The sequence below is a fragment of the Streptomyces sp. NPDC007917 genome (genome assembly GCF_042959105.1).
In the GTDB taxonomy this organism is placed as follows: Bacteria; Actinomycetota; Actinomycetes; order Streptomycetales; family Streptomycetaceae; genus Streptomyces.
Window position 1 is genome coordinate 315,067 of record NZ_JBIBKK010000009.1, and the last position, 17,923, is coordinate 332,989.

Genomic DNA, 17,923 nt, shown 5'->3' on the forward strand with positions numbered 1-17,923 from the left:
GGAATTCACCGGTATTGAACCTAGCCCCGAGAGTCGGTGTGCAGGGCGGCGAACAGCCCGCGGGCGCGGGTGCCGTCCGGCAGCTGCCAGGCACCGGCGACGTGGCCGGTGGCGCCTTCGGGAAGGAGCGACGCGCCGTCCAGGGCGGGCCGCAGGACCCGGTGCAGACGGAGCGTCGTGCCATCCGGTGCGGGCAGCCAGGTGCCGTCCCGTTCGTCGGTGGCAGGGGTGACCTTCTCCGACGTGAGGCCCGCACCGTCGTAGGAGCGGGTGACCTCCCGGTCGACGGTGTCGGTGATGCTCTGTGCCTGAGCCTGGACCCGTCCCTCGATCAGGGCCCACAACTGGGCGACCAGCACCGGGTCATGGCAGCCGTCATAGGCCCAGCGGGGCCCCAGCACTCCGTGCTCCATGGTCCCGACGAGGGCGTGCTCCGCCCCGTCGAGAGGGGCCCCGCGATAGGTCAGCGGCACCAGATAGCTGATCGGCTCAGCCCCGGCGGCGTCGGTGACCACCATGAACTCGATCCCGACCTCGCCCTGCGGGTCGTCCAGCCGGAAACCACCGGCCTTGGCCAGCCTGGGTTCACCGGCGCCGACGTACCACGGGCGGGAGGGCAGCCAGGAGGTGAGCAGTTCCACCTTGGTCGGCTTGAGGGTGGTGCGGTGGATGATGGCCATGCCGAAAGGTCCTCACGGAACTTGACGACTGATACGCGTCCGATCATGACGCACTTCTTCCACCTCCACTAGCGGCATCGCCCGCCAAGCGGTCGGCCGCCACCTCCGCCCACACCGTCTTCCCGACCGGGCTACGAGGGACCACCCCCCACCGCGTGGCCAACAGCTCCACAAGCAGCAGCCCGCGCCCCGTTTCGTCGTCGTCCGACGGAGCCTGCGGACTGACCGGGAGCCGGTCCTCGCGGGCGTCCGAGACCTCGATGCGGATCGTACGAGCCGCTGCCACGAGGGCGAGCCGGAGCCGGAAGCTCCGCCCGGCCACGCGCCCGTGGCGTACGGCGTTGGAGGCGAGCTCCGCCACCAGCAGGGCCACGGTGCAGGACGTGTCCGAGTCGGGCGGATATCCCCACTCCCCCATGCGCCGCACGGCAAGCCGCCGCGCGAGCCGCGCCCCGCGCGGTGTCGAGGGGAGCTGGACGCCTTCGTCCGGCAGGGTGTTCGCCTTCAGCACGGTTGTTGTCCATTTCTGTCCATCGAGCTTTCGTACGATTCGTAGCGTGTGCGCATCGTGACGTTCCGTACTCAAGGGTCGCCTGGCGGGTCTACGCTCAAAAGGCCGTGACGCATTACCTCTCATCCCGTAAGGAACGGAAGTGATGTTTTGGCCAAAGCTATTGATCCTCAGTCGTCCATGGCGGCGCTGTTCGGCTCACAGGTGCGCAGACTCCGGCTGGCCGCCGGGCTGACCCAGACCGAGCTGGGCGCGAAGGCGCACGTGGTCAGCACGCGTATCACCCAGATCGAGCGGGCTTCCGGAGCGAAACCGACGTTCGAGCTGACGCAGGTGCTCGACACGATCCTCGGGGCGGACAATCTGCTGATCGACATGTGGCCGTACGTGTACCGCGAGGCGTTCCCGGACTGGTCGCGGGCGTTCATGGCCTACTCGGAACGGGCGGTGTCCATCAGGCAGTACGCGGCGCATGTAGTGCCTGGCTTATTGCAGACGGAGGACTACGCGAGGGCCGTCCTGAGCCTCGACACGCTGCTCAGCGGAGAGGAGCAATTAGAGGAACGCGTAACCGCCCGCCTCGGCCGCCAGAAGCGGCTCGTGTCTCCCGGTCGCCCGGAGCTGTGGGTGGTCCTGGACGAGGCGGTGCTGAGACGCCCGGTGGGTGGCGAGACGGTCATGCGGGCCCAGTTGGCCCAACTACTGAAGGCAACGGAACAGCGCCACATCACTGTGCAAGTGCTGCCGTTCGACCACGGCGAGCACGAGGAGATGGGCGGATCCCTGACCGTGCTGACCCTGCCGGATGGTGCCGAAGTCGCCTACAAGGAGGGCGCGGACTTTGGTCAACTCTTCGAAGAACCAAGCCACGTCAAGCGTCTCGCGGTGACCTACGATCGGCTGCGGGCAGTGTCTCTGCCCCCATTCATGTCGCTTGACATGATCCGATCCGTGATGGAGGGCAACCACCGTGGAGCGAGTGTCCCGTCCCGATCTGAACGGCGCCGCCTGGCGCAAAAGCAGCTACAGCAACCAGGCCGGTGGCGACTGCGTGGAGGTGGCCGACGGGATACCCGGCGTCGTACCCATCCGTGACAGCAAGAACCCCGACGCCCCCGCCCTCACCTTCCCGGCGGGCTCCTGGACGTCCTTCATAGCCAGCCTGAAGACCAGCCCCGGCCTCTGACCCGCCCCGCCGGATCCCCGTACACGGGCGTCCGGCGGATCACTTCGACTCGGATATGCAACGGGGGTCTGATGAGTGAACTTCAGCCGACTGATCCACGGCAAGTAGGGCGGTACCGGATCACCGGGCGGCTGGGCGCGGGCGGGATGGGCCGGGTCTACCTGGGGCATTCGCCCGGCGGGCGGCTGGTGGCGGTGAAGGTGGTGCGGCCTGACCTGGCCGAGGACCCCGGCTTCCGCCGCCGGTTCGCCCGGGAGGTGGCGGCGGCACGGAAGGTCAACGGGTTCTTCACGGCCGCCTTGGTCGACGCCGACCCCGACGGTTCACCCCCGTGGCTGGCCACCGCCTACGTGCCCGGCCTGCCCCTGGACAAGGCCGTGGCGGCGCACGGCCGCTGGCCGGCGGAATCGGTACGGGCGCTGGGCGCGGGGCTGGCGGAGGCTCTGGAGGCCATCCACGCGGCCGGTCTGGTCCATCGGGACCTCAAGCCCTCCAACGTACTGATCGCCCCGGACGGGCCCAGAGTCGTCGACTTCGGGATCTCCGTGGCGGCCGAGGCCACCGCGCTCACCAGCACCGGAATGATCGTGGGCACCCCCGGCTTCATGGCGCCGGAACAGCTCACCGGCAAGCCCGTCACCCCGGCCAGCGACGTGTTCGCCCTGGGCGCGGTGCTGGCGTACGCGGCCACCGGCGTGGGCCCCTTCGGCACCGGCTCGGCGCAGGCGCTCAACTTCCGTATCGTGTACGAGGAACCGGACCTCGCCGAACTGCCGTCGCCGGGACTGGAGATTATCTCCCGCTGCCTGGCGAAGGACCCCGCCCGGCGTCCGGCGGTGGCCGAACTCGTCGAGGAGCTGGCCCTGGTGCCGGCTGCCGACGGATACACACCCACCGAGGTCGTCCCCCGTACCGCAGCCTGGCTGCCCGACCCGGTCGCCCGTGCGCTGCCCGCCACCGTCACGGCGCCCACCCCGCCCGTTCCGCCGCAGCCCGTGGCCGCGCCACCCGCGCCCGCCCTCGCCCCCGCGCAGCCTGCGGCGGCTCCCGCTGGCGTGCCCGCCAACGCGTTCACCCCACCCCCGGCACACCACCGCGCCGCCCGCCCCTTGTGGACCGCCTTGGTGGCGCTGGCATTCGCCATGCTCCTGCCCGCCTCCCACGGGGAGAATGTTGTCAACCACCTGGAGGAGGGCTCCTGGCCGTTCGCCGTGCTCGCTGTGCTGAGCGCAGGCACCTCCGCCGCAGCACTGACTGTGCTGCGCCGCGCCCCCGCCGCTCCCATCCCACGCTGGGTCCGGCTTCTGCACCTGCTCACCACCGCACTCGCCACCACCCTGTTCGCGGTTTTCGTCATCCTCACGTACGACGATGAGGGGGACCTCGCCTCCCTCGGTCCGGGCGCGTGGGCCTTCGCCTTCGGGTGCGTGGCGCTGATCTACAGCCTCTTCCGGTTTCCGTCCCCAAGGCGCCCGCCCGCGCCCTGACGCCGCCACCGCCGTGCGCACCCCTGCCCCGCCGGGTCCTCGTACGCGGGGGCCCGGCGGGCCACGAACTCCCCTAAAGAACCTGGAGTAAATAACCTCCCACCCACCCTCCCTTCCCTCGCATCACCCGTACGAGTGACCGGCTTGCGGGTGTGGGATGCAGGCGGTTACGTTCGCCGCAACAACCCCAAACAGACGACGGCCCCCGCAGGGACGGCAATCCCGAACGAGGGCCTGACCAATCAGGAAGAAGCACCTTCCCGATGGCTGAGCCGCAGTCTAACGCGCATGCGCGCGTCGACGCCGGAGCAACGACCTCCGGCGTGATCCACATCCGTACCCGACTCAACGCCGACTTCACCGTGATCGCCAACGCCCTCGCACAGCGACGCGGAAGCGCGGTCACGATCGGCGTGGCGGTCTACATCCTCTCGCTGCCGGATGGCGCTCCCGTGAGCATCGCCGCACTATGCGAGCACTTCACCGAGGGCGAGATCCTGATCTCGCGGGCGCTCAGGGAACTGGAGACCGCCGGTTATCTGGAGCGGCGCCGCGAGCGCGGGCCCGGCGGGCTGATCCGCACGCGTACGTACGTCCGCGACGTACCGCAACGCGACCTGCCCACCCCACCACCGCGACCCCAGCCGCCCACCCCGACAGCGCCGGAGCGGACCCCCGCGCCCGCTCCCCCGCCGCCACTCGCCGAGGCCGACGCACAGGCCGTCGCCCTCCTCGCCTCGCTGCGGATCGCCGACCCACGGCTGATCCTGTCCAGGCGCGAGGTAGCCGAACTGGCCCCGGCGGTCACGCAGTGGCTCGCGGCGGGCGTGGGCCCCAGGCAGATCACCGGCGCGCTCACCACCGGCCTCCCGGACCGCTTACGCGCCCGCCCGGCCCGGATCCTGGCCTTCCGCCTCAGCGAACCGCCCCTCCCGGCCCCCGGCGCCGCCGCGTTCACCGCGCCCAGCAAGCCGGCCGTGCTGCCGTGGCAGACATGCGACGGCTGCGAACGCGCCTTCCGCGCGGTGGAGCCGACCCGCTGCCGCGACTGCAGAGAGCTGCCGGTGGCCTGCTGACCAGACAGCGGCCTTGGTAGTAGTTGTCGTCCTCGGACGAGTTCACGACGTACGGGCTTTTCACCGGTGTGCTGTGCATGGTGATACCCCCTCGGAGATTGATGAAGTGGACCGTGCGGCCGCCGGCACAGGGCCGTGAGAAGGAGCCTCGGAGTGTTCGGCGGCCTCGGCAACGATTTCGGGCGTCCGGGACAGTCCAGGAATGTCCACGCAGGTCAGCGGCGTGTCCGGGACAGGCTCAGGTTCCGTTCGCCTGAATCCGCCAGCTGTGTGCTCATGATGAATGTGCCCTTCCGGATGAGTGGAGATGTGAACACCGGCGGGGGAGCCGCCCCTTGGCGTCGGCCCGGTGGGTGTCTGACATCGAGTTCAGCGGCTGCGGAATTGAATGGCAGCCCTGTTCCGCCGGTCTGATCAATGCCTGCGCCCCAGCTCACAGCTCTTGCCGACCCGACAGGGCGTGCGTAGCTTGGCGGCGGTCAATCCGCGTCCGGGGGAGGCGGGAGGGGGAGGGGTGACCGATGGCGGGGCGTCCTGAGAGTCCGCTGGATCCGAGCGCGGGTCCGGTGCAGCGGTTGGCGTTCGAGTTACGGAAGCTGCGGGCGGAGGCGGGCAGCCCTACGTACCGGGCCATGGCCGCGCGTACCGACCACGGCGCGAGCACGCTGTCCCAGGCGGCCGCCGGGGAACGGCTGCCGACCCTGCCGGTCGTGCTGGCCTACGCGCAGGCCTGTGGCGGCGACCCTGAGGAGTGGGAGGAACGGTGGCGGCAGGCGGCGGCGAAAGAAGCCGCCGAGCCACGCGCCGACGAGGACGCCGAGCCTCCGTACCGGGGCCTGGCCCGCTTCGAGCCGGACGATGCGGCGTTGTTCTTCGGCCGCGACCAGCTCATCGAAGACCTGCTCCACCTGACCGGCCACCACCGGATCACGGCGGTGGTCGGCGCCTCCGGCAGCGGAAAGTCCTCCCTGCTGCGCGCCGGTCTCATTCCGCGCCTGCGCACCACCGACAACCTCGGCTTACGGCCTGCCGCCCTGCGGGTCATCACCCCCGGCGGCCACCCCCTGCGCGACCACGAGCAGCGGTTGGTGCCAAAGGAGGGTGAGGAGGGGGACACGTGGCTCGTCGTGGATCAGATGGAGGAGCTGTACACCCTCTGCACCGACCCGGAAGAACGCACCGCGTTCATCGACCGCCTCCTGACCGCCGCCGCCCCCGACAGTCGGCTGCGGGTGCTGATCGCCGTACGGGCCGACTTCTTCGGCCACCTCGCCGGCCACCGCCCCCTCGCCGACGCGCTGCGCGAAGCCACGCTCCTGGTCCCGCCGATGAACCGCGACGAACTCCGCGAGGCCGTCGTCAAACCCGCCCAAGCCGCAGGTCTCATCGTCGAACGCACTCTGACCGCCCGCATCATCGACGAAGTCGACGGCGAACCCGGCGCCCTGCCCCTGATGTCCCACGCCCTGCTGGAAACCTGGCACCGCCGCAAAGGCCGTGCCCTCACCCTCACCGCCTACGAAGCCGCCGGCGGCGTCCACGGCGCCATCGCCCAGACAGCCGAAGACCTCTACACCGGCCTGTCCTCCGACCAAGCCGCCTACGCCCGGCGGATCCTGCTGCGCCTGATCACCCCAGGAGAGGGCGCACAGGACACCCGGCGGCCCGTGCCCCAGGAAGAGCTGGAGACCGACACCTCCCCCGCCACCGCTGAGGTGCTGGAGCGGTTGGTGAAAACACGACTGGTCACCCTCGACGGCCACACCGTGCACCTCGCCCATGAAGCCCTCATCGGCACCTGGCCCCGGCTACGCAAGTGGATCGACGAGGACCGTGACCGCCTGCGCCTCCACCGCCAGCTCACCGACGCCGCCCACACCTGGCGGGACCTCGGCCGCGACTCCGGCGCGCTGTACCGGGGCACGCGACTCGCCGCCGCCGAGGAGTCCTTCCCCACAGCTGACGCCGACCTCACCCCTCTGGAACGCGACTTCCTCACCCGCAGCACGGCCACCCGCCACCACGAGGAACAAGCAGCTGCCCGCGCCACTCGGCGTCTGCGCCAGTTCGCCACCACCGTCTCAGTCCTGCTCGTCCTCGCCCTGACCGCCGGACTGATCGCCTGGCAGCAGTACCGGACCAGCGAGCAGCAACGACACCAGGCGCTCGCGGCCCAACGGATCGCGCTCTCCCGCCAGTTGGCCGCCCAGTCGGCCGACCTCTTGGACTCTAATCCCGACCTGGCCTCGCTCCTGGCGGTGCAGGCGTACCGGACCAGTCCGACTAAGGAGGCCACAGCCGGTCTCTTCACCGCTGCGGCTCTTCCCCTCAAGCACCGCCTCGCCGGGCACACCGGCTTCGTGGCACCGGTGGCGTTCAGCCCGGACGGCCGCACCCTGGCCAGCGGCAGCGACGACACGACGGTGTGCCTGTGGGACGTAGCGACCGGCAAGCTGCGCACGACTCTGACCGGGCGCACCTTCCACGCTTTGTCGGTGGCGTTCAGCCCGGACGGGCGCGTTCTGGCGACTGGCGGGGACGATGGAAGGATCCGGCTGTGGGATCCGGCGGCCGGCAGGGTGCGCATGACTTTGACCGGGGACGCCGATGCCGTGAAGGCAGTGGTATTCAGCCCGGATGGGCGGGTACTGGCGAGCGGCGGGGACGACGGGAAGATCCGCCTGTGGGATGCAGCCAGTGGCAAGCTGCGAACCACCCTGACCGGACACACCGATGCCGTGCGGTCGGTGGCGTTCAGCCCGGACGGCCGCACTTTGGCCAGCAGCGGGCGCGACAAGACGGTGCGCCTGTGGGATACAGCCACTGGCAAGCTGCGCACGACTCTCACCGGGCACAGCATGTCGGTGGTGTTCAGCCCGGACGGGCGCGTTCTGGCAAGCGGCGGAGATGACGGAAAGATCCGCCTGTGGGATCCGACGAGGGGCAAGCTCCGAACCACCCTGTCCGGATCAACCGACTTTGTGGGTTCGGTGGCGTTCAGTCCGGACGGCCGCACCTTGGCCAGCAGCGGGGGCGACACGACGGTGCGCCTGTGGGACGTAGCAACCGGCAAGCTGCGCACGACTCTGACCGGGCACACCGCCACTGTGAACTCGGTGGCGTTCAGTCCGGACGGCCGCACCTTGGCCAGCAGTGCGGTCGACACGACGGTGCGCCTGTGGGATGCAGCGCCCCGCGGGCCGCGCATCCCGCTCACTGTGGACTTCGGCGCCGTGTGGTCGGTGGCCTTCAGTCCGGACGGCCGCACTTTGGCCAGCAGCAGTGGTGACTGGACGGCGCGCCTGTGGGATTTAGCGACTGGAGGGCTGCGCACCATGCCTACGACTTGGCCCAGGGTCGCCGATACGGTGTGGGCGGTGGGGTTCAGTCCGGACGGGCGGGTGCTGGCGAGCGGCGGGGACAACGGAAAGATCCGCCTGTGGGATACAGCGAGTGGCAAGCTCCAAACCACCCTGACCGGCAACGCCGATGCCGTGGGGACAATGGAGTTCAGCCCGGACGGGCGAGCGCTGGCGAGCGGCGGGGACAACGGAAAGATCCGCCTGTGGGATACAGCAACCGGCAAGCTTCGTAGCACCCTGACCGGGCACACCGACACCGTGCGGTCGGTGGCGTTCAGCCCGAACGGCCACACCCTGGCAAGCGGCGGGGACGACGGGAAAGTCCGCCTGTGGGATCCGGGGACGGGCAGGCTGCGCACGACTTTGACCGGGGGCGCCGATGCGGTGTGGTCGGTGGGGTTCAGTCCGGACAGCCGCGTTCTGGCCAGTGGTGGGAACGACAGGAAGATCCGCCTGTGGGATGCGGCAACCGGCAAGCTCCGTAGCACCCTAACCGGCGACGCCGATGCCGTCGGGACAGTGGTATTCAGTCCGGACGGACGGATGCTCGCGAGCGGCGGGGGCGACGGAAAGATCCGCCTGTGGGATGCGGCGAGGGGCACGCTCCGAACCACCCTGACCGGACACACCGACACCGTGCGGTCGGTGGCGTTCAACCCGGACGGCCGTACTTTGGCCAGCGGCGGGGACGACGGGAAGATCCGCTTCTGGGATGTCGATCTGCTTGACCCCGCCTCCTCCATCAAGAAGGTCTGTCAATCGGTCCAAAGGTCCTTCACCCGCAGTGAACGGTCGCTCTACCTCCCGGACCAACCCCCCACCCCCGTGTGCCGATCATGAGACTCACCTGTCGATCCACTCCCCGTCGCGCATCACATGCCTGCCCTTGAGCTCATGCTCCCCGTGCCACGCCTGTATCGCCTGCGGAAGCACCTTGAAATACGCGTAGGAGGCGTGGTCCTCCCGCGGGTCCCAGCCCCACCTCGACGCGAACGCGTCCGCTGCGGCGGTCGGCACCTCCTCGGCGGTGAAGGTCTCCACCCTTCCGTCGATCAGGACGACATCCCGGGTATGGCCCAGCGCAAGGCGAGCCCGGCCCGTTTGCCGCAGGTTGCGCCCGGTGGGGTTGGTGAGTCTGGTCGACATCCACATCGCCGCGCCGTCCCAGAGGAACCACAGCGGCACCAGGCACGGCAGTCCTTCCGCGTCCGCCGAGGCGACCCAGACGTCTTCCTCTGTCCGCAGTCTTTCGAGCACGTCACGCCGCCGCTGTTCAGCGCCGCGCGGTTCCTTGGCGGTGTTCATGGCTCGCGACGGTACTGATCACGAGGCCCGCACGCCTCGGGCCGTGGTCCTAGAGCCCCGGACGGAGAACCCGATCTGATCGGGCACAGGATGTCGGGTGCCGGGGGTTGCGCGCTGCCTAGCGTGGTGAGCGCACGAGAGGAAGGAAACCGGGCGTGCTGGAGCGGCTCAACCAGGCCATGGAGCACATCGAGCGCCACCTCGACCAGTCCATCGACGGGGCGGGGCTGGCGCGGATCGCGGCCACCTCCGAGTACCACCTGCGCCGGATGTTCTCGGCGCTGGCGGGGATGCCGCTGTCGGAGTACATCCGGCGGCGCCGGCTCACCGTCGCGGGGGCCGAGGTGCTTGCGGGGGACGAGTCGCTGCTGGAGATCGCGGTGCGCTACGGCTACGGCTCGGGTGAGGCGTTCGCGCGGGCGTTCCGGGCCATGCACGGTGTCGGGCCAGGCGAGGCGCGGCGCGGCGGTGCGGCGCTGGTCTCCCAGCCCCGGTTGACCTTCCGGCTCACCGTCGAAGGGAGCAGCAGTATGCGTTATCGGGTCGTGGACAGGCCGGCCTTCAGCGTCGTCGGTTTCAAGGCCCGGGTGCCACTGGTACACATGGGGCCGAACCAGGCGATCATCGACTTCGTCCGGGGGGTCGAACCGCAGGCCCTGGAGCGCCTGGAGAAGCTGTCGGACCAGGAGCCGCAGGGCATTGTCGCGGTCTGCGACGACCTGGACACGAGCCGCGCCGAGGGCACCGAGCTCGACTACTACCACGGGGTGGTCACCTCGGCGGGCACCTCCGAGGGCGCGGCGCCGCCCGAGGGCGCGGCGCCGCCCGAGAGTGCGGCGCTGCCCGAGAGTGCGGCCGTCCTCCCCGTCCCGGCCGGTAGCTGGGCGGTGTTCACCACCTCCGGGCCGGCGCCGGAGGCCATCCAGCTCCTGTGGCATGACGTGTTCACGGAGTGGTTCCCGTCGAACCCGTACCGCAGCCGCCCCGGCCCGGAGATCTTGCGCGTCCGGATGTCACCGGACAAGGCGGAGGCCGACGCGGAGTTGTGGCTTCCGGTGGAACGGGAGGACAGCGGAACGCGGTGAGGGACACAGCCTCGGGACACGGTCCCGGGGCCCCAGTCTCCGGGTCGCGGCCCTCGGGCCACAGCCCCCGGCTCACAGCTCCCATACCCCCTTGACCAGCGTGGACAGCCCGCCGCCCAGCGCGATCAGGAGGACGAGCAGCCGGGCGCCCCGCTCCGGGACGCGCTCGGCGAGCGCCTTGCCGATGACCGCGCCCGCCGCCATTCCGGCCACCGCCAACGCCCATACGCCCGACTCCAGCCGGGGAACCCCGTTGGCGGCGATGGAGAAGGCGTTCACCACGATCCCGTAGAACTGCGCGTTCGGCACGAACTCGCGGACGGCCCAGCCCGCGTTCATGGCGTACAGGGACACGGGTGGGCCGCCGACCCCGGCCGAGGAGTTCATGAAGCCCCCGGCTGCGCCCGCGGTCAGCGCTCCCTTGACGCCGCTGAGGGCGGGCACGCGCGTGCCGCCCATCACGAGCAGGACGGCCACGGTGACCAGGCCGCCCATGGCGGCGAGCAGGACGGGTTCGGGCAGGCGGGCGGCGACCCAGGTGCCGGCCGGGACGGTACAGGCGGAGGCGGCGACCAGGGGGACCATCGCGGTCAGCCGGACCCGCCGCCAGCCGCCGTCGGCGAGGCCCACCGCGCAGATGACGCCGGCCGCGCAGTTGGCGAGGGCGACACCCTGGGCCGGGCCGAGCAGCAGGACGAGGGCGGGCACGGCGACGAGGGCGAACCCCATCCCCGTCAGCCACTGCACGGACGCGCCTGCCAGGACGACGCCGCCGAGTAGCAGCTCCGCCGCCCCAACGTTCATGGCCGGAAGTTTTCCATGCCATCTTTCCCAGCGTGCCTCAGGGGCAGGCCACCACCTGGCCCGCCCACGACAGCCCGCCGCCGAACGCGAGCAGCAGCACCGGGGCGCCCGAGGGGAGGTCGCCGCGCGCCGTCAGCTTGGACAGGGCGAGCGGGACGGACGCGGCGGAGGTGTTGCCGGACTCGACGACGTCCTGGGCGATCACCGCGTCCTCGGGGAGGTCGAGTTGGCGTACGACGGCCTCGATGATGCGGAGGTTGGCCTGGTGGGTGACCACGCCCGCGAGGTCGGCGGGGGCGAGGCCGGCGCGGTGGCAGGCCTCGCGGGCGATGGCGGGGAGTTCGCCGGTGGCCCAGCGGAAGACGGTCTGCCCCTCCTGGGCGAAGTACGGGTGCCAGTCGTCGACCAGGCGTACGGCGTGGCCGCGGGTGGGGTCGGAGCCCCAGGTAACGGGGCCGATGCCGGTGTCCTCGGCGGCGCTGATCACGGCGGCGCCCGCGCCGTCGCCGAGCAGCACACACGTACTGCGGTCGCCCCAGTCCGTCACGTCGGACATCTTCTCGGCGCCGATGACCAAGGCGTGGCGGGCGGCGCCCGCCCGTACGGAGTGGTCCGCGCAGGCGAGGGCGGTGCAGAAGCCGGCGCAGCCGTTGTTCAGGTCGAAGGCCACGGCGGACGGGATGGCGAGGCGGCCCGCGACCTGGGCGGCGATCGACGGGCAGCGGTCGATCGCGGTGCAGGTGGCCACGGTGATCAGACCGATGTCGGACGGCTGCAGGCCGGCTCCGGCGAGGGCCTTGCCCGCGGCGGCGGTCGCCATGTCGGTGACGGACTCGTCGGTGGCGGCGATACGGCGCGTGGCGATGCCGGTGCGGCGGCGGATCCATTCGTCGCTGGTGTCGACCATGGCCGACAGGTCGTCGTTGGTCATCACGCGCGAGGGCTGGTAGTGCCCCAGGGCGGCAATGCGGCTTCCGGACACGGCTGTTCTCCTCGGCTGGACGTACGGCAGACACTGTCTACGCTTCACTGTCGGGGAATATAGCAACCGATCGATCGGAAGCTAAATGGGTGCGGCTGGGTATCCTGACGCCATGAGCCCACGCAAGTCCGTCGCCGAAGCCCGCAGAACACGGGAGCGCATCACGGAACGCGGAGTTGCCCTCGCCTCGGTCGAAGGCCTCGAAGGGCTGACCATCGGGCGGCTCGCCACCGACCTGGGGATGAGCAAGGCCGGGGTGCTCGGCCACTTCGGCACCAAGGAGGCGCTGCAACTCGCCACCCTGGACGCGGGGGCGGCCACTTTCTCACGGCTGGTGTGGGAGCCCGCGCAGGGCGCACAGCGGGGGCTGCCGAGGCTGCGCGCCCTCTGTGAGGCGTGGATCACCTATCTGGAGACGGCCCGCGACACCTTCCCCGGCGGCTGCCTCTTCACCACCGCCTCCATCGAGTTCGACGCCCGCGCCGGGCTCGTACGGGACGCGGTGGCCCGGCTGTTCGGGCTCTGGCGGCGCCGGCTGGCCGCGGAGGCGCGCACCGCCGTCGCGGCGGGCGACCTGCCGGCTGACGCCGACCCGGAGCAGATCGCGTACGAGTTGGTCGGCCTCTACATGGCCCTCAACCAGGAGATCCAGCTCTTCGCCGCCCCGGAAGCGGCCGACCGCACCCGCCGCGCCGTGGACCGGCTCCTCGCCCCGCGCTAGCCGCCGGGCCGCCACGTGACATTTCGACGGGCTACGCCGTCGTAGTAATCGAAGGAGCTCGAAACCGGGATTCCACACCGATCGGAAGGGATGTGGCGCGATGTCCACGCAGCGCGAGGCCGACGAGGCCGAGATCCGTCAGCAGGTCGACAGAATCGTGGAAGGAATCGGAGCCAAGGATCTCGACGGCCTGAAGCGGCTCTACGCCACGGACGTCGTGTCCTTCGATGTCGAGCCGCCGCTGCAGCATGTGGGGGTGGAGGCGAAGATGAAGAACTGGGCGAGGGCGTTCACGTTCTTCCAGGACGTGCGGTATGAGGTTCGCGACCTGTCCGTCACCGTGGGCGGCGATGTGGCGTTCGGACACTTCTTCGGCCGGCTCAGCGGCACGCTGCCCAACGGGGCGGCGATAGGCGGCATGTGGGTCCGGGGCACTCTCTGCTTCCGGAAGACCGACGGCACCTGGCTGATCGCACACGACCAGGTCTCTGTGCCGTTCGACATAGCGAGCGGCAAGGGAGTGGCCGACCTCGAGCCCTGACGAGTCGCGGAGGACACGGGGCTCAAGGAGGGTCAGGGGCCCAGGAGAGTCAGGGGCTCAGGACGCCTCTCAGGTGATGGACGAGTCGCCGTGGGCCTCCAGGACCTTGCGCAGACCCGCGGCGATCCGCTCGCACTCGTCGCGGTCGAGAGTATCGAGGATCTTCGCGTAGTTGCGCAGATGCGCGACCATCACGGTGTCGATGAGCTCCCGGCCGCGCTCGGTCAACTGGATGAGGACGGTGCGCCGGTCGCCGCCCTCGCGCACCCGCTCGACCAGCCCCTTGGCCTCCATGCGGTCGATGCGGTTGGTGATGGCCCCGGAGGTCACCATGGCCGCCTTGAGGAAGCCGCCCGCCGTCAGGGCGTAGGGCGGGCCCGAGCGGCGGAGCGTGGTGAGGACATCGAACTCGCCCGGCTCCAGGCCGTGTTCGGCGCAGAACGCCTTGAGCGACTTGTCGATGACGCGCTGCACCCGCTGCACGCGGGCGAGCACGTGGACCGGCCAGAGATCGTCCGTCAGCTCGGGGCGCTCCTTCACCCACTGTTCGGTGATGTGGTCGACCACGTCGCTCATCGGCGCTCCTCTCGACGTCCCCCGGTTTCCTCGACTTCCTCAGCGTAGACCTTCTCAAGGTTAAGACACTTGACGGCGCACAAGCCCGGCTGCTTTTATCTCAACGTTGAGAGAGTCAACCTTGAGATAAATGAGACGGGGGAACCGTTGTCCACCACCCCGAGGCCGGACCCACGCGCCACCGGCACCACGTCCACCGCGACTTCCGCTGCCACCGACGCCGACGCCGACGCCGGCACCCGCACGGACACCGGCACCGGCACCGGCACCGGCACCGGCACCGGCACCGGCACCGGGACAAGCGGCAACGGAGCCCGCCACGTCCCCGTGCTCTGGCTGGCGTTGCTGGCCACGCCGGTCGCCGCCGGGGCCAACGCGCCCGTACTGATCCTCGACGACATGAGCCGTTCGCTGGGCGTCGGCACGGCGACCGCCGCCTGGCTGGTCACCACGTTCGCGTGGGCGATGAGCGTGGGGATGCCGCTGCTGGCGACGCTGCTGCGGCGGCGCGGGGCGCGGGTGGCGCTGCGGGTCGGGGCGTCTCTCGTGCTCGGCGGCAGCGTGGTGCTGATCGCGTCGCCGTGGCTGCCGTTGACCCTCGTCGGGCGCGCCGCGCAGGCCGCGGGCGGCGCGGGGCTGATCGCGGTGGCGATGAGCCTGGCGGGCAACGCCCGGCGGATGGGGGTGATCAGCGCCGGGTTCGGCATGCTGGGCGCGGCCGGCCCCCTGCTCGGCGAGCGCATCACCGGGGCGGTGTCCTGGCGGGCCGCGCTGGCGGTGTCCATGGTGGCGCTGCTCGCCGTACCGGCCGTCGGGCGCCATGTCACCAAGGCCCCGCCCGCCGAGGGCCGCTTCGACACCCGGGGCGCGCTGCTGCTCTCGGCCCTGGCCACCGGTGTCATCCTGCTGCCCTCCTGTCCGCTGCCGGCCGTCGGGGTGGCGGTGGCCGCGGCCGTGCTGCTCGCCCTGCACATACGCCGCCGCCCGGAGGGGTTCGTACCGTCGGCGGTGCTGCGCACCCCCGTCTTCCGCACCGCGACGCTGCTCGCGCTCACCCTCTCCACGTCGTACTTCGTGCTGCTGTTCGCGGTGCCACGGCTGATCGCCGGGCGGGCCGGCTGGTCGACGGGGGCGGTGGCCACCGGCCAGCTGGTGGCGCTGCTGACCGGTTCGGCCCTGGCCCTCGGCTTCGCGGCGGTCTCGGCGCGGCTCGGGCGGCTGCGGGTGCGGGCGGTGCTGCTCACGGTCGGGGTGCTGGCCGCCGCGACGGCGACGTGGGCCCACAGCGCGCCCGCGCTGCTCGCGGCGGCGGGTGCGGCGGTGTTTTGCGCGACGGGCGCCAACGCCACCCAGTCCATGGACGCCGCCTCCGCCGTCCCCGCGGCCCAACGCCCGACCGCCATCGGGCTGTTCACCCTCGGCTACCAGCTGGGCGGGGCGCTGGGCCCGGCGCTGGCGACGCTGCTGGTGCTGGGCTAGGAGCCCGCCCCGGCACCAGCGGCCTGATCTCCTGGTCTAACGGTGGCGCAGCAAGGCCGTGGCGATGGCGACCTGGGCCGGCTCCAGCGCCGCCTTGCCGTCCTCGATGTCCCACAGCGCGTTCTGCAGCACGCGCCCGAGCGTCCAGCCGACCGCCCGCTGCCGGTCCAGCCCGACGGCCTCGGTCAGCAGGTCGAAGCGGCGGAGCACCGTACGGACGACATCGCCGGTGGCCACCACGTCGTCCCACCGGTTGTCCAGCGCGGGCAGCAACTCGAACCCCGGGTCGCCCGCCAGCGGCTCGGGGTCGATGGCCAGCCACGGCTCCCGCTCCCCGGCCAGGACATTGTCGTAGTGCAGGTCCCAGTGCAGCAGCCGGTCTCCAGGCTCGCCGATGAGCTCGGCCACGGCGGACGCGCAGCCGCGCAACAGCCGCTGCTCGGCGGGGTCGCGCAGCGCCCGTACCGCCCGCGGGGTCTCGTCGAGCATGGCGGCCGCGATGTCGGCCAGCCCCCGCAGCCCCTCGGGGGCGGCCACCGAGGTCAGCCGCGCCATCAGCTCGGCCAGGATGCGCATGGCCGCGCTGTCGTCGGCCACCGACGACAGGGTCCGCCCCGCGTCCAGCCGCTCCAGCAGCTGCGTACCGTTCTCCTCGTCGTAGTCGAGCAGCCTCACGATGCCATCACCGCGCCACGCGCGCAGCCCGGCGGCGACACCCGCCGTCTCCTCCCGCAGCTGCTGCAGCTTGAGGACGGCGGCCGTCCCGTCGGCCCGCCGGACGGGCAGCACCAGCGAGGCCATCCCATACGCGACCGGCCCGTCGGACCGCAGCTCCCAGCGGTCCAGGAACTCACCGCCCAGGCGGGGCAGCCCGGCGATCCAGGCGCGCGCGGAGGGGTCGTTGCCGCCGTAGGACGCGGCGAAGGCGTCGGGGACGTCGATCAGGGTCGACGTGTTCATGAAAAAGTCTCCTTCGTGGGATTCGCGGAGTCGGAATCGGACGTACGAAGGAGTTCGCGGGGGTGCCCGGCCGGCGGGCAGGCGTCAAAGCATGCCTTCACCCTAAGGCCCAGCGGTTGTCGAGTGGGAAAGGCGAGTGGTGGACGTGGCACCCCGGACAGTGACGCGAGAGCAGTTGGCGGAGGCGGCGCGGGTCGCTCTGGGTGGCGGGCGGCGGCTGGAGGCGGTCGAGCGGCTGGCCGGTGGCAGCCGGAAGGGCGTGTACCGCCTGACGATGGACGACTCCACCACGGCGATCGCCTATCTGTGGGAGGAGTCGGAGAACTACTGGCCGGCGGCCGAGGGCGACGGCGACCTCACCGATCCGTTCTCGCCCGGTGTCGGGCTCGGCCTGTTCGAGGCCGCCCGCGCCCGGCTGGGCTCGCTGGGCCTGCGGGTTCCCGAGCTCCACTTGGTCGACCGCGACCGCGTTCACTGCCCGGCCGACCTCGCGATCGTGGAGGACTTCCCCGGCGAGGACCTGCTGGACCTGGTCAACCGCGACCCGAGCGGCGCGGAGCCGACGATGGCGCGCCTCGCCGATGCCCTGGCGGCGATGCGGGGTCATCAGGCGCGGTCATTCGGCAAGGTGGCCCTGGTCGACGGGGGAGGAACGTCGCGGGGGGTGTCGTGCGAGGGTGCCGTGCTCGACTTCGCGCTGCGCTGCCTCGCCGAGGCGGCCGCGCGTGACCAGAGGATCGCGGGGGCCCGCGACCGGCTGGAGGAGCGGCTACGGGAGCTCGCCGCGGCGGTGCGGCCGCGTGCCGAGTACTCGGTCGTCCATGGCGAGCTGGGGCTGGATCACGTGCTGGTGGACCGGGACGGCAACCCCGTTCTGATCGACATCGAGGATCTGATGTACTTCGACGTCGAGTGGGAGCACGTGTTCCTGCGGGTCCGGCACCCCGAGGGCCACTACCGGCGGTTGGCGGTGGACGGCCTCGACGAGGACCGGATCGCGCTCTACACGCTCGCCCAGCGGCTTTCGCTGACGGCGGGTCCGCTCCGACTGCTGGAGGGGGACTTCCCCGACCGGGCGTTCATGCGGGGAATCGCCGAGCACCACTTGGCCGAGGCGCTGGCGCTGGTCTCGGCGGTCTGAGGTCACCGACTCCGGTTCAGGGGACGA

Annotated in this window: 17 protein-coding genes; 10 read left to right on the plus strand and 7 right to left on the minus strand. The window is 71.1% G+C overall.

Going from position 1 to position 17,923, the window contains the following annotated elements; all coding sequences use genetic code 11:
- Positions 1 to 20: 20 nt before the first annotated feature.
- Positions 21 to 680 carry a 1,4-alpha-glucan branching protein gene (locus tag ACFZDL_RS20820; RefSeq protein WP_353587937.1) on the minus strand — a complete coding sequence of 220 codons (660 nt, stop codon included), beginning with the start codon at positions 678 to 680 and terminating at the stop codon, positions 21 to 23.
- A gap of 43 nt (positions 681 to 723) precedes the next feature.
- Complete coding sequence (locus ACFZDL_RS20825; RefSeq protein WP_353587939.1) at positions 724 to 1,191, minus strand: ATP-binding protein; 468 nt, start codon at positions 1,189 to 1,191, stop codon at positions 724 to 726.
- A 180-nt stretch (positions 1,192 to 1,371) separates the two neighbouring features.
- On the opposite strand from ACFZDL_RS20825, the gene ACFZDL_RS20830 reads away from it, so the two are divergent.
- The 5 genes from ACFZDL_RS20830 to ACFZDL_RS20850 all read left to right on the plus strand — a co-directional run bounded on the left by ACFZDL_RS20830 (position 1,372) and on the right by ACFZDL_RS20850 (position 9,142).
- Positions 1,372 to 2,286, plus strand: coding sequence for a helix-turn-helix transcriptional regulator (locus tag ACFZDL_RS20830; RefSeq protein WP_353587941.1), 915 nt, complete (start codon positions 1,372 to 1,374; stop codon positions 2,284 to 2,286).
- A complete protein-coding gene (locus ACFZDL_RS20835; protein WP_353587943.1) occupies positions 2,249 to 2,377 on the plus strand; it encodes a DUF397 domain-containing protein in 129 nt (42 codons plus the stop codon). Before ACFZDL_RS20830 ends, ACFZDL_RS20835 begins: the two co-directional genes overlap by 38 nt.
- A gap of 71 nt (positions 2,378 to 2,448) precedes the next feature.
- Entirely contained in the window at positions 2,449 to 3,864 is a 1,416-nt protein-coding gene (locus tag ACFZDL_RS20840) for a serine/threonine-protein kinase (RefSeq protein WP_353587945.1), read from the plus strand.
- A gap of 263 nt (positions 3,865 to 4,127) precedes the next feature.
- Positions 4,128 to 4,940, plus strand: coding sequence for a hypothetical protein (locus tag ACFZDL_RS20845; protein WP_353587947.1), 813 nt, complete (start codon positions 4,128 to 4,130; stop codon positions 4,938 to 4,940).
- Positions 4,941 to 5,461: 521 nt separating this feature from the next.
- Complete coding sequence (locus tag ACFZDL_RS20850; protein WP_353587949.1) at positions 5,462 to 9,142, plus strand: helix-turn-helix domain-containing protein; 3,681 nt, start codon at positions 5,462 to 5,464, stop codon at positions 9,140 to 9,142.
- Between the two features lie 3 nt (positions 9,143 to 9,145).
- Here ACFZDL_RS20850 and ACFZDL_RS20855 read toward each other — a convergent pair whose 3' ends face one another.
- The gene (locus tag ACFZDL_RS20855; RefSeq protein WP_353587951.1) at positions 9,146 to 9,607 is read right to left on the minus strand and encodes a pyridoxamine 5'-phosphate oxidase family protein; all 462 of its coding nucleotides are present in this window, start codon (positions 9,605 to 9,607) and stop codon (positions 9,146 to 9,148) included.
- 155 nt (positions 9,608 to 9,762) lie between these two features.
- Here ACFZDL_RS20855 and ACFZDL_RS20860 point away from each other — a divergent pair, with 155 nt between their 5' ends.
- Positions 9,763 to 10,692: an AraC family transcriptional regulator gene (locus tag ACFZDL_RS20860; protein WP_353587953.1), complete on the plus strand. Its 930-nt coding sequence runs from the start codon at positions 9,763 to 9,765 to the stop codon at positions 10,690 to 10,692.
- A 72-nt stretch (positions 10,693 to 10,764) separates the two neighbouring features.
- Here the strand turns inward: ACFZDL_RS20860 and ACFZDL_RS20865 are convergent, their stop codons facing one another.
- Both ACFZDL_RS20865 and ACFZDL_RS20870 read right to left on the minus strand, forming a co-directional pair.
- On the minus strand, positions 10,765 to 11,496 hold the full coding sequence (locus ACFZDL_RS20865) for a sulfite exporter TauE/SafE family protein (protein WP_353587955.1): 732 nt from the start codon (positions 11,494 to 11,496) through the stop codon (positions 10,765 to 10,767).
- A gap of 37 nt (positions 11,497 to 11,533) precedes the next feature.
- Positions 11,534 to 12,478, minus strand: a complete 945-nt coding sequence (locus tag ACFZDL_RS20870; RefSeq protein ID WP_353587957.1) for a beta-ketoacyl-ACP synthase III — start codon at positions 12,476 to 12,478, stop codon at positions 11,534 to 11,536.
- Positions 12,479 to 12,590: 112 nt separating this feature from the next.
- Here ACFZDL_RS20870 and ACFZDL_RS20875 point away from each other — a divergent pair, with 112 nt between their 5' ends.
- Both ACFZDL_RS20875 and ACFZDL_RS20880 read left to right on the plus strand, forming a co-directional pair.
- Positions 12,591 to 13,199 carry a TetR/AcrR family transcriptional regulator gene (locus tag ACFZDL_RS20875; RefSeq protein ID WP_353587959.1) on the plus strand — a complete coding sequence of 203 codons (609 nt, stop codon included), beginning with the start codon at positions 12,591 to 12,593 and terminating at the stop codon, positions 13,197 to 13,199.
- Positions 13,200 to 13,299: 100 nt separating this feature from the next.
- Positions 13,300 to 13,740: a nuclear transport factor 2 family protein gene (locus ACFZDL_RS20880; protein ID WP_353587961.1), complete on the plus strand. Its 441-nt coding sequence runs from the start codon at positions 13,300 to 13,302 to the stop codon at positions 13,738 to 13,740.
- A gap of 69 nt (positions 13,741 to 13,809) precedes the next feature.
- Here the strand turns inward: ACFZDL_RS20880 and ACFZDL_RS20885 are convergent, their stop codons facing one another.
- On the minus strand, positions 13,810 to 14,316 hold the full coding sequence (locus tag ACFZDL_RS20885) for a MarR family transcriptional regulator (RefSeq protein WP_353587963.1): 507 nt from the start codon (positions 14,314 to 14,316) through the stop codon (positions 13,810 to 13,812).
- A 147-nt stretch (positions 14,317 to 14,463) separates the two neighbouring features.
- Between ACFZDL_RS20885 and ACFZDL_RS20890 the strand changes: the two genes are divergently transcribed.
- Positions 14,464 to 15,795 (plus strand): MFS transporter, encoded by a 1,332-nt coding sequence (locus tag ACFZDL_RS20890; protein ID WP_353587965.1) that lies wholly within the window; start codon positions 14,464 to 14,466, stop codon positions 15,793 to 15,795.
- A 36-nt stretch (positions 15,796 to 15,831) separates the two neighbouring features.
- On the opposite strand, the gene ACFZDL_RS20895 is transcribed toward ACFZDL_RS20890, so the two are convergent.
- Positions 15,832 to 16,755, minus strand: coding sequence for an aminoglycoside phosphotransferase family protein (locus ACFZDL_RS20895; RefSeq protein WP_353587967.1), 924 nt, complete (start codon positions 16,753 to 16,755; stop codon positions 15,832 to 15,834).
- Between the two features lie 160 nt (positions 16,756 to 16,915).
- On the opposite strand from ACFZDL_RS20895, the gene ACFZDL_RS20900 reads away from it, so the two are divergent.
- A complete protein-coding gene (locus ACFZDL_RS20900) occupies positions 16,916 to 17,896 on the plus strand; it encodes a phosphotransferase (RefSeq protein WP_353588159.1) in 981 nt (326 codons plus the stop codon).
- The last annotated feature ends 27 nt before the right edge of the window (positions 17,897 to 17,923 follow it).

Coding starts and splice junctions, on each gene's coding strand:
- ACFZDL_RS20865 (WP_353587955.1), bottom strand. CDS start 11,496: ATGAACGTTGGGGCGGCGGAGCTGCTACTCGGCGGCGTCGTCCTGGCA.
- ACFZDL_RS20880 (WP_353587961.1), top strand. CDS start 13,300: ATGTCCACGCAGCGCGAGGCCGACGAGGCCGAGATCCGTCAGCAGGTC.
- ACFZDL_RS20820 (WP_353587937.1), bottom strand. CDS start 680: ATGGCCATCATCCACCGCACCACCCTCAAGCCGACCAAGGTGGAACTG.
- ACFZDL_RS20885 (WP_353587963.1), bottom strand. CDS start 14,316: ATGAGCGACGTGGTCGACCACATCACCGAACAGTGGGTGAAGGAGCGC.
- ACFZDL_RS20855 (WP_353587951.1), bottom strand. CDS start 9,607: ATGAACACCGCCAAGGAACCGCGCGGCGCTGAACAGCGGCGGCGTGAC.
- ACFZDL_RS20875 (WP_353587959.1), top strand. CDS start 12,591: ATGAGCCCACGCAAGTCCGTCGCCGAAGCCCGCAGAACACGGGAGCGC.
- ACFZDL_RS20895 (WP_353587967.1), bottom strand. CDS start 16,755: ATGAACACGTCGACCCTGATCGACGTCCCCGACGCCTTCGCCGCGTCC.
- ACFZDL_RS20830 (WP_353587941.1), top strand. CDS start 1,372: ATGGCGGCGCTGTTCGGCTCACAGGTGCGCAGACTCCGGCTGGCCGCC.
- ACFZDL_RS20840 (WP_353587945.1), top strand. CDS start 2,449: ATGAGTGAACTTCAGCCGACTGATCCACGGCAAGTAGGGCGGTACCGG.
- ACFZDL_RS20845 (WP_353587947.1), top strand. CDS start 4,128: ATGGCTGAGCCGCAGTCTAACGCGCATGCGCGCGTCGACGCCGGAGCA.
- ACFZDL_RS20850 (WP_353587949.1), top strand. CDS start 5,462: ATGGCGGGGCGTCCTGAGAGTCCGCTGGATCCGAGCGCGGGTCCGGTG.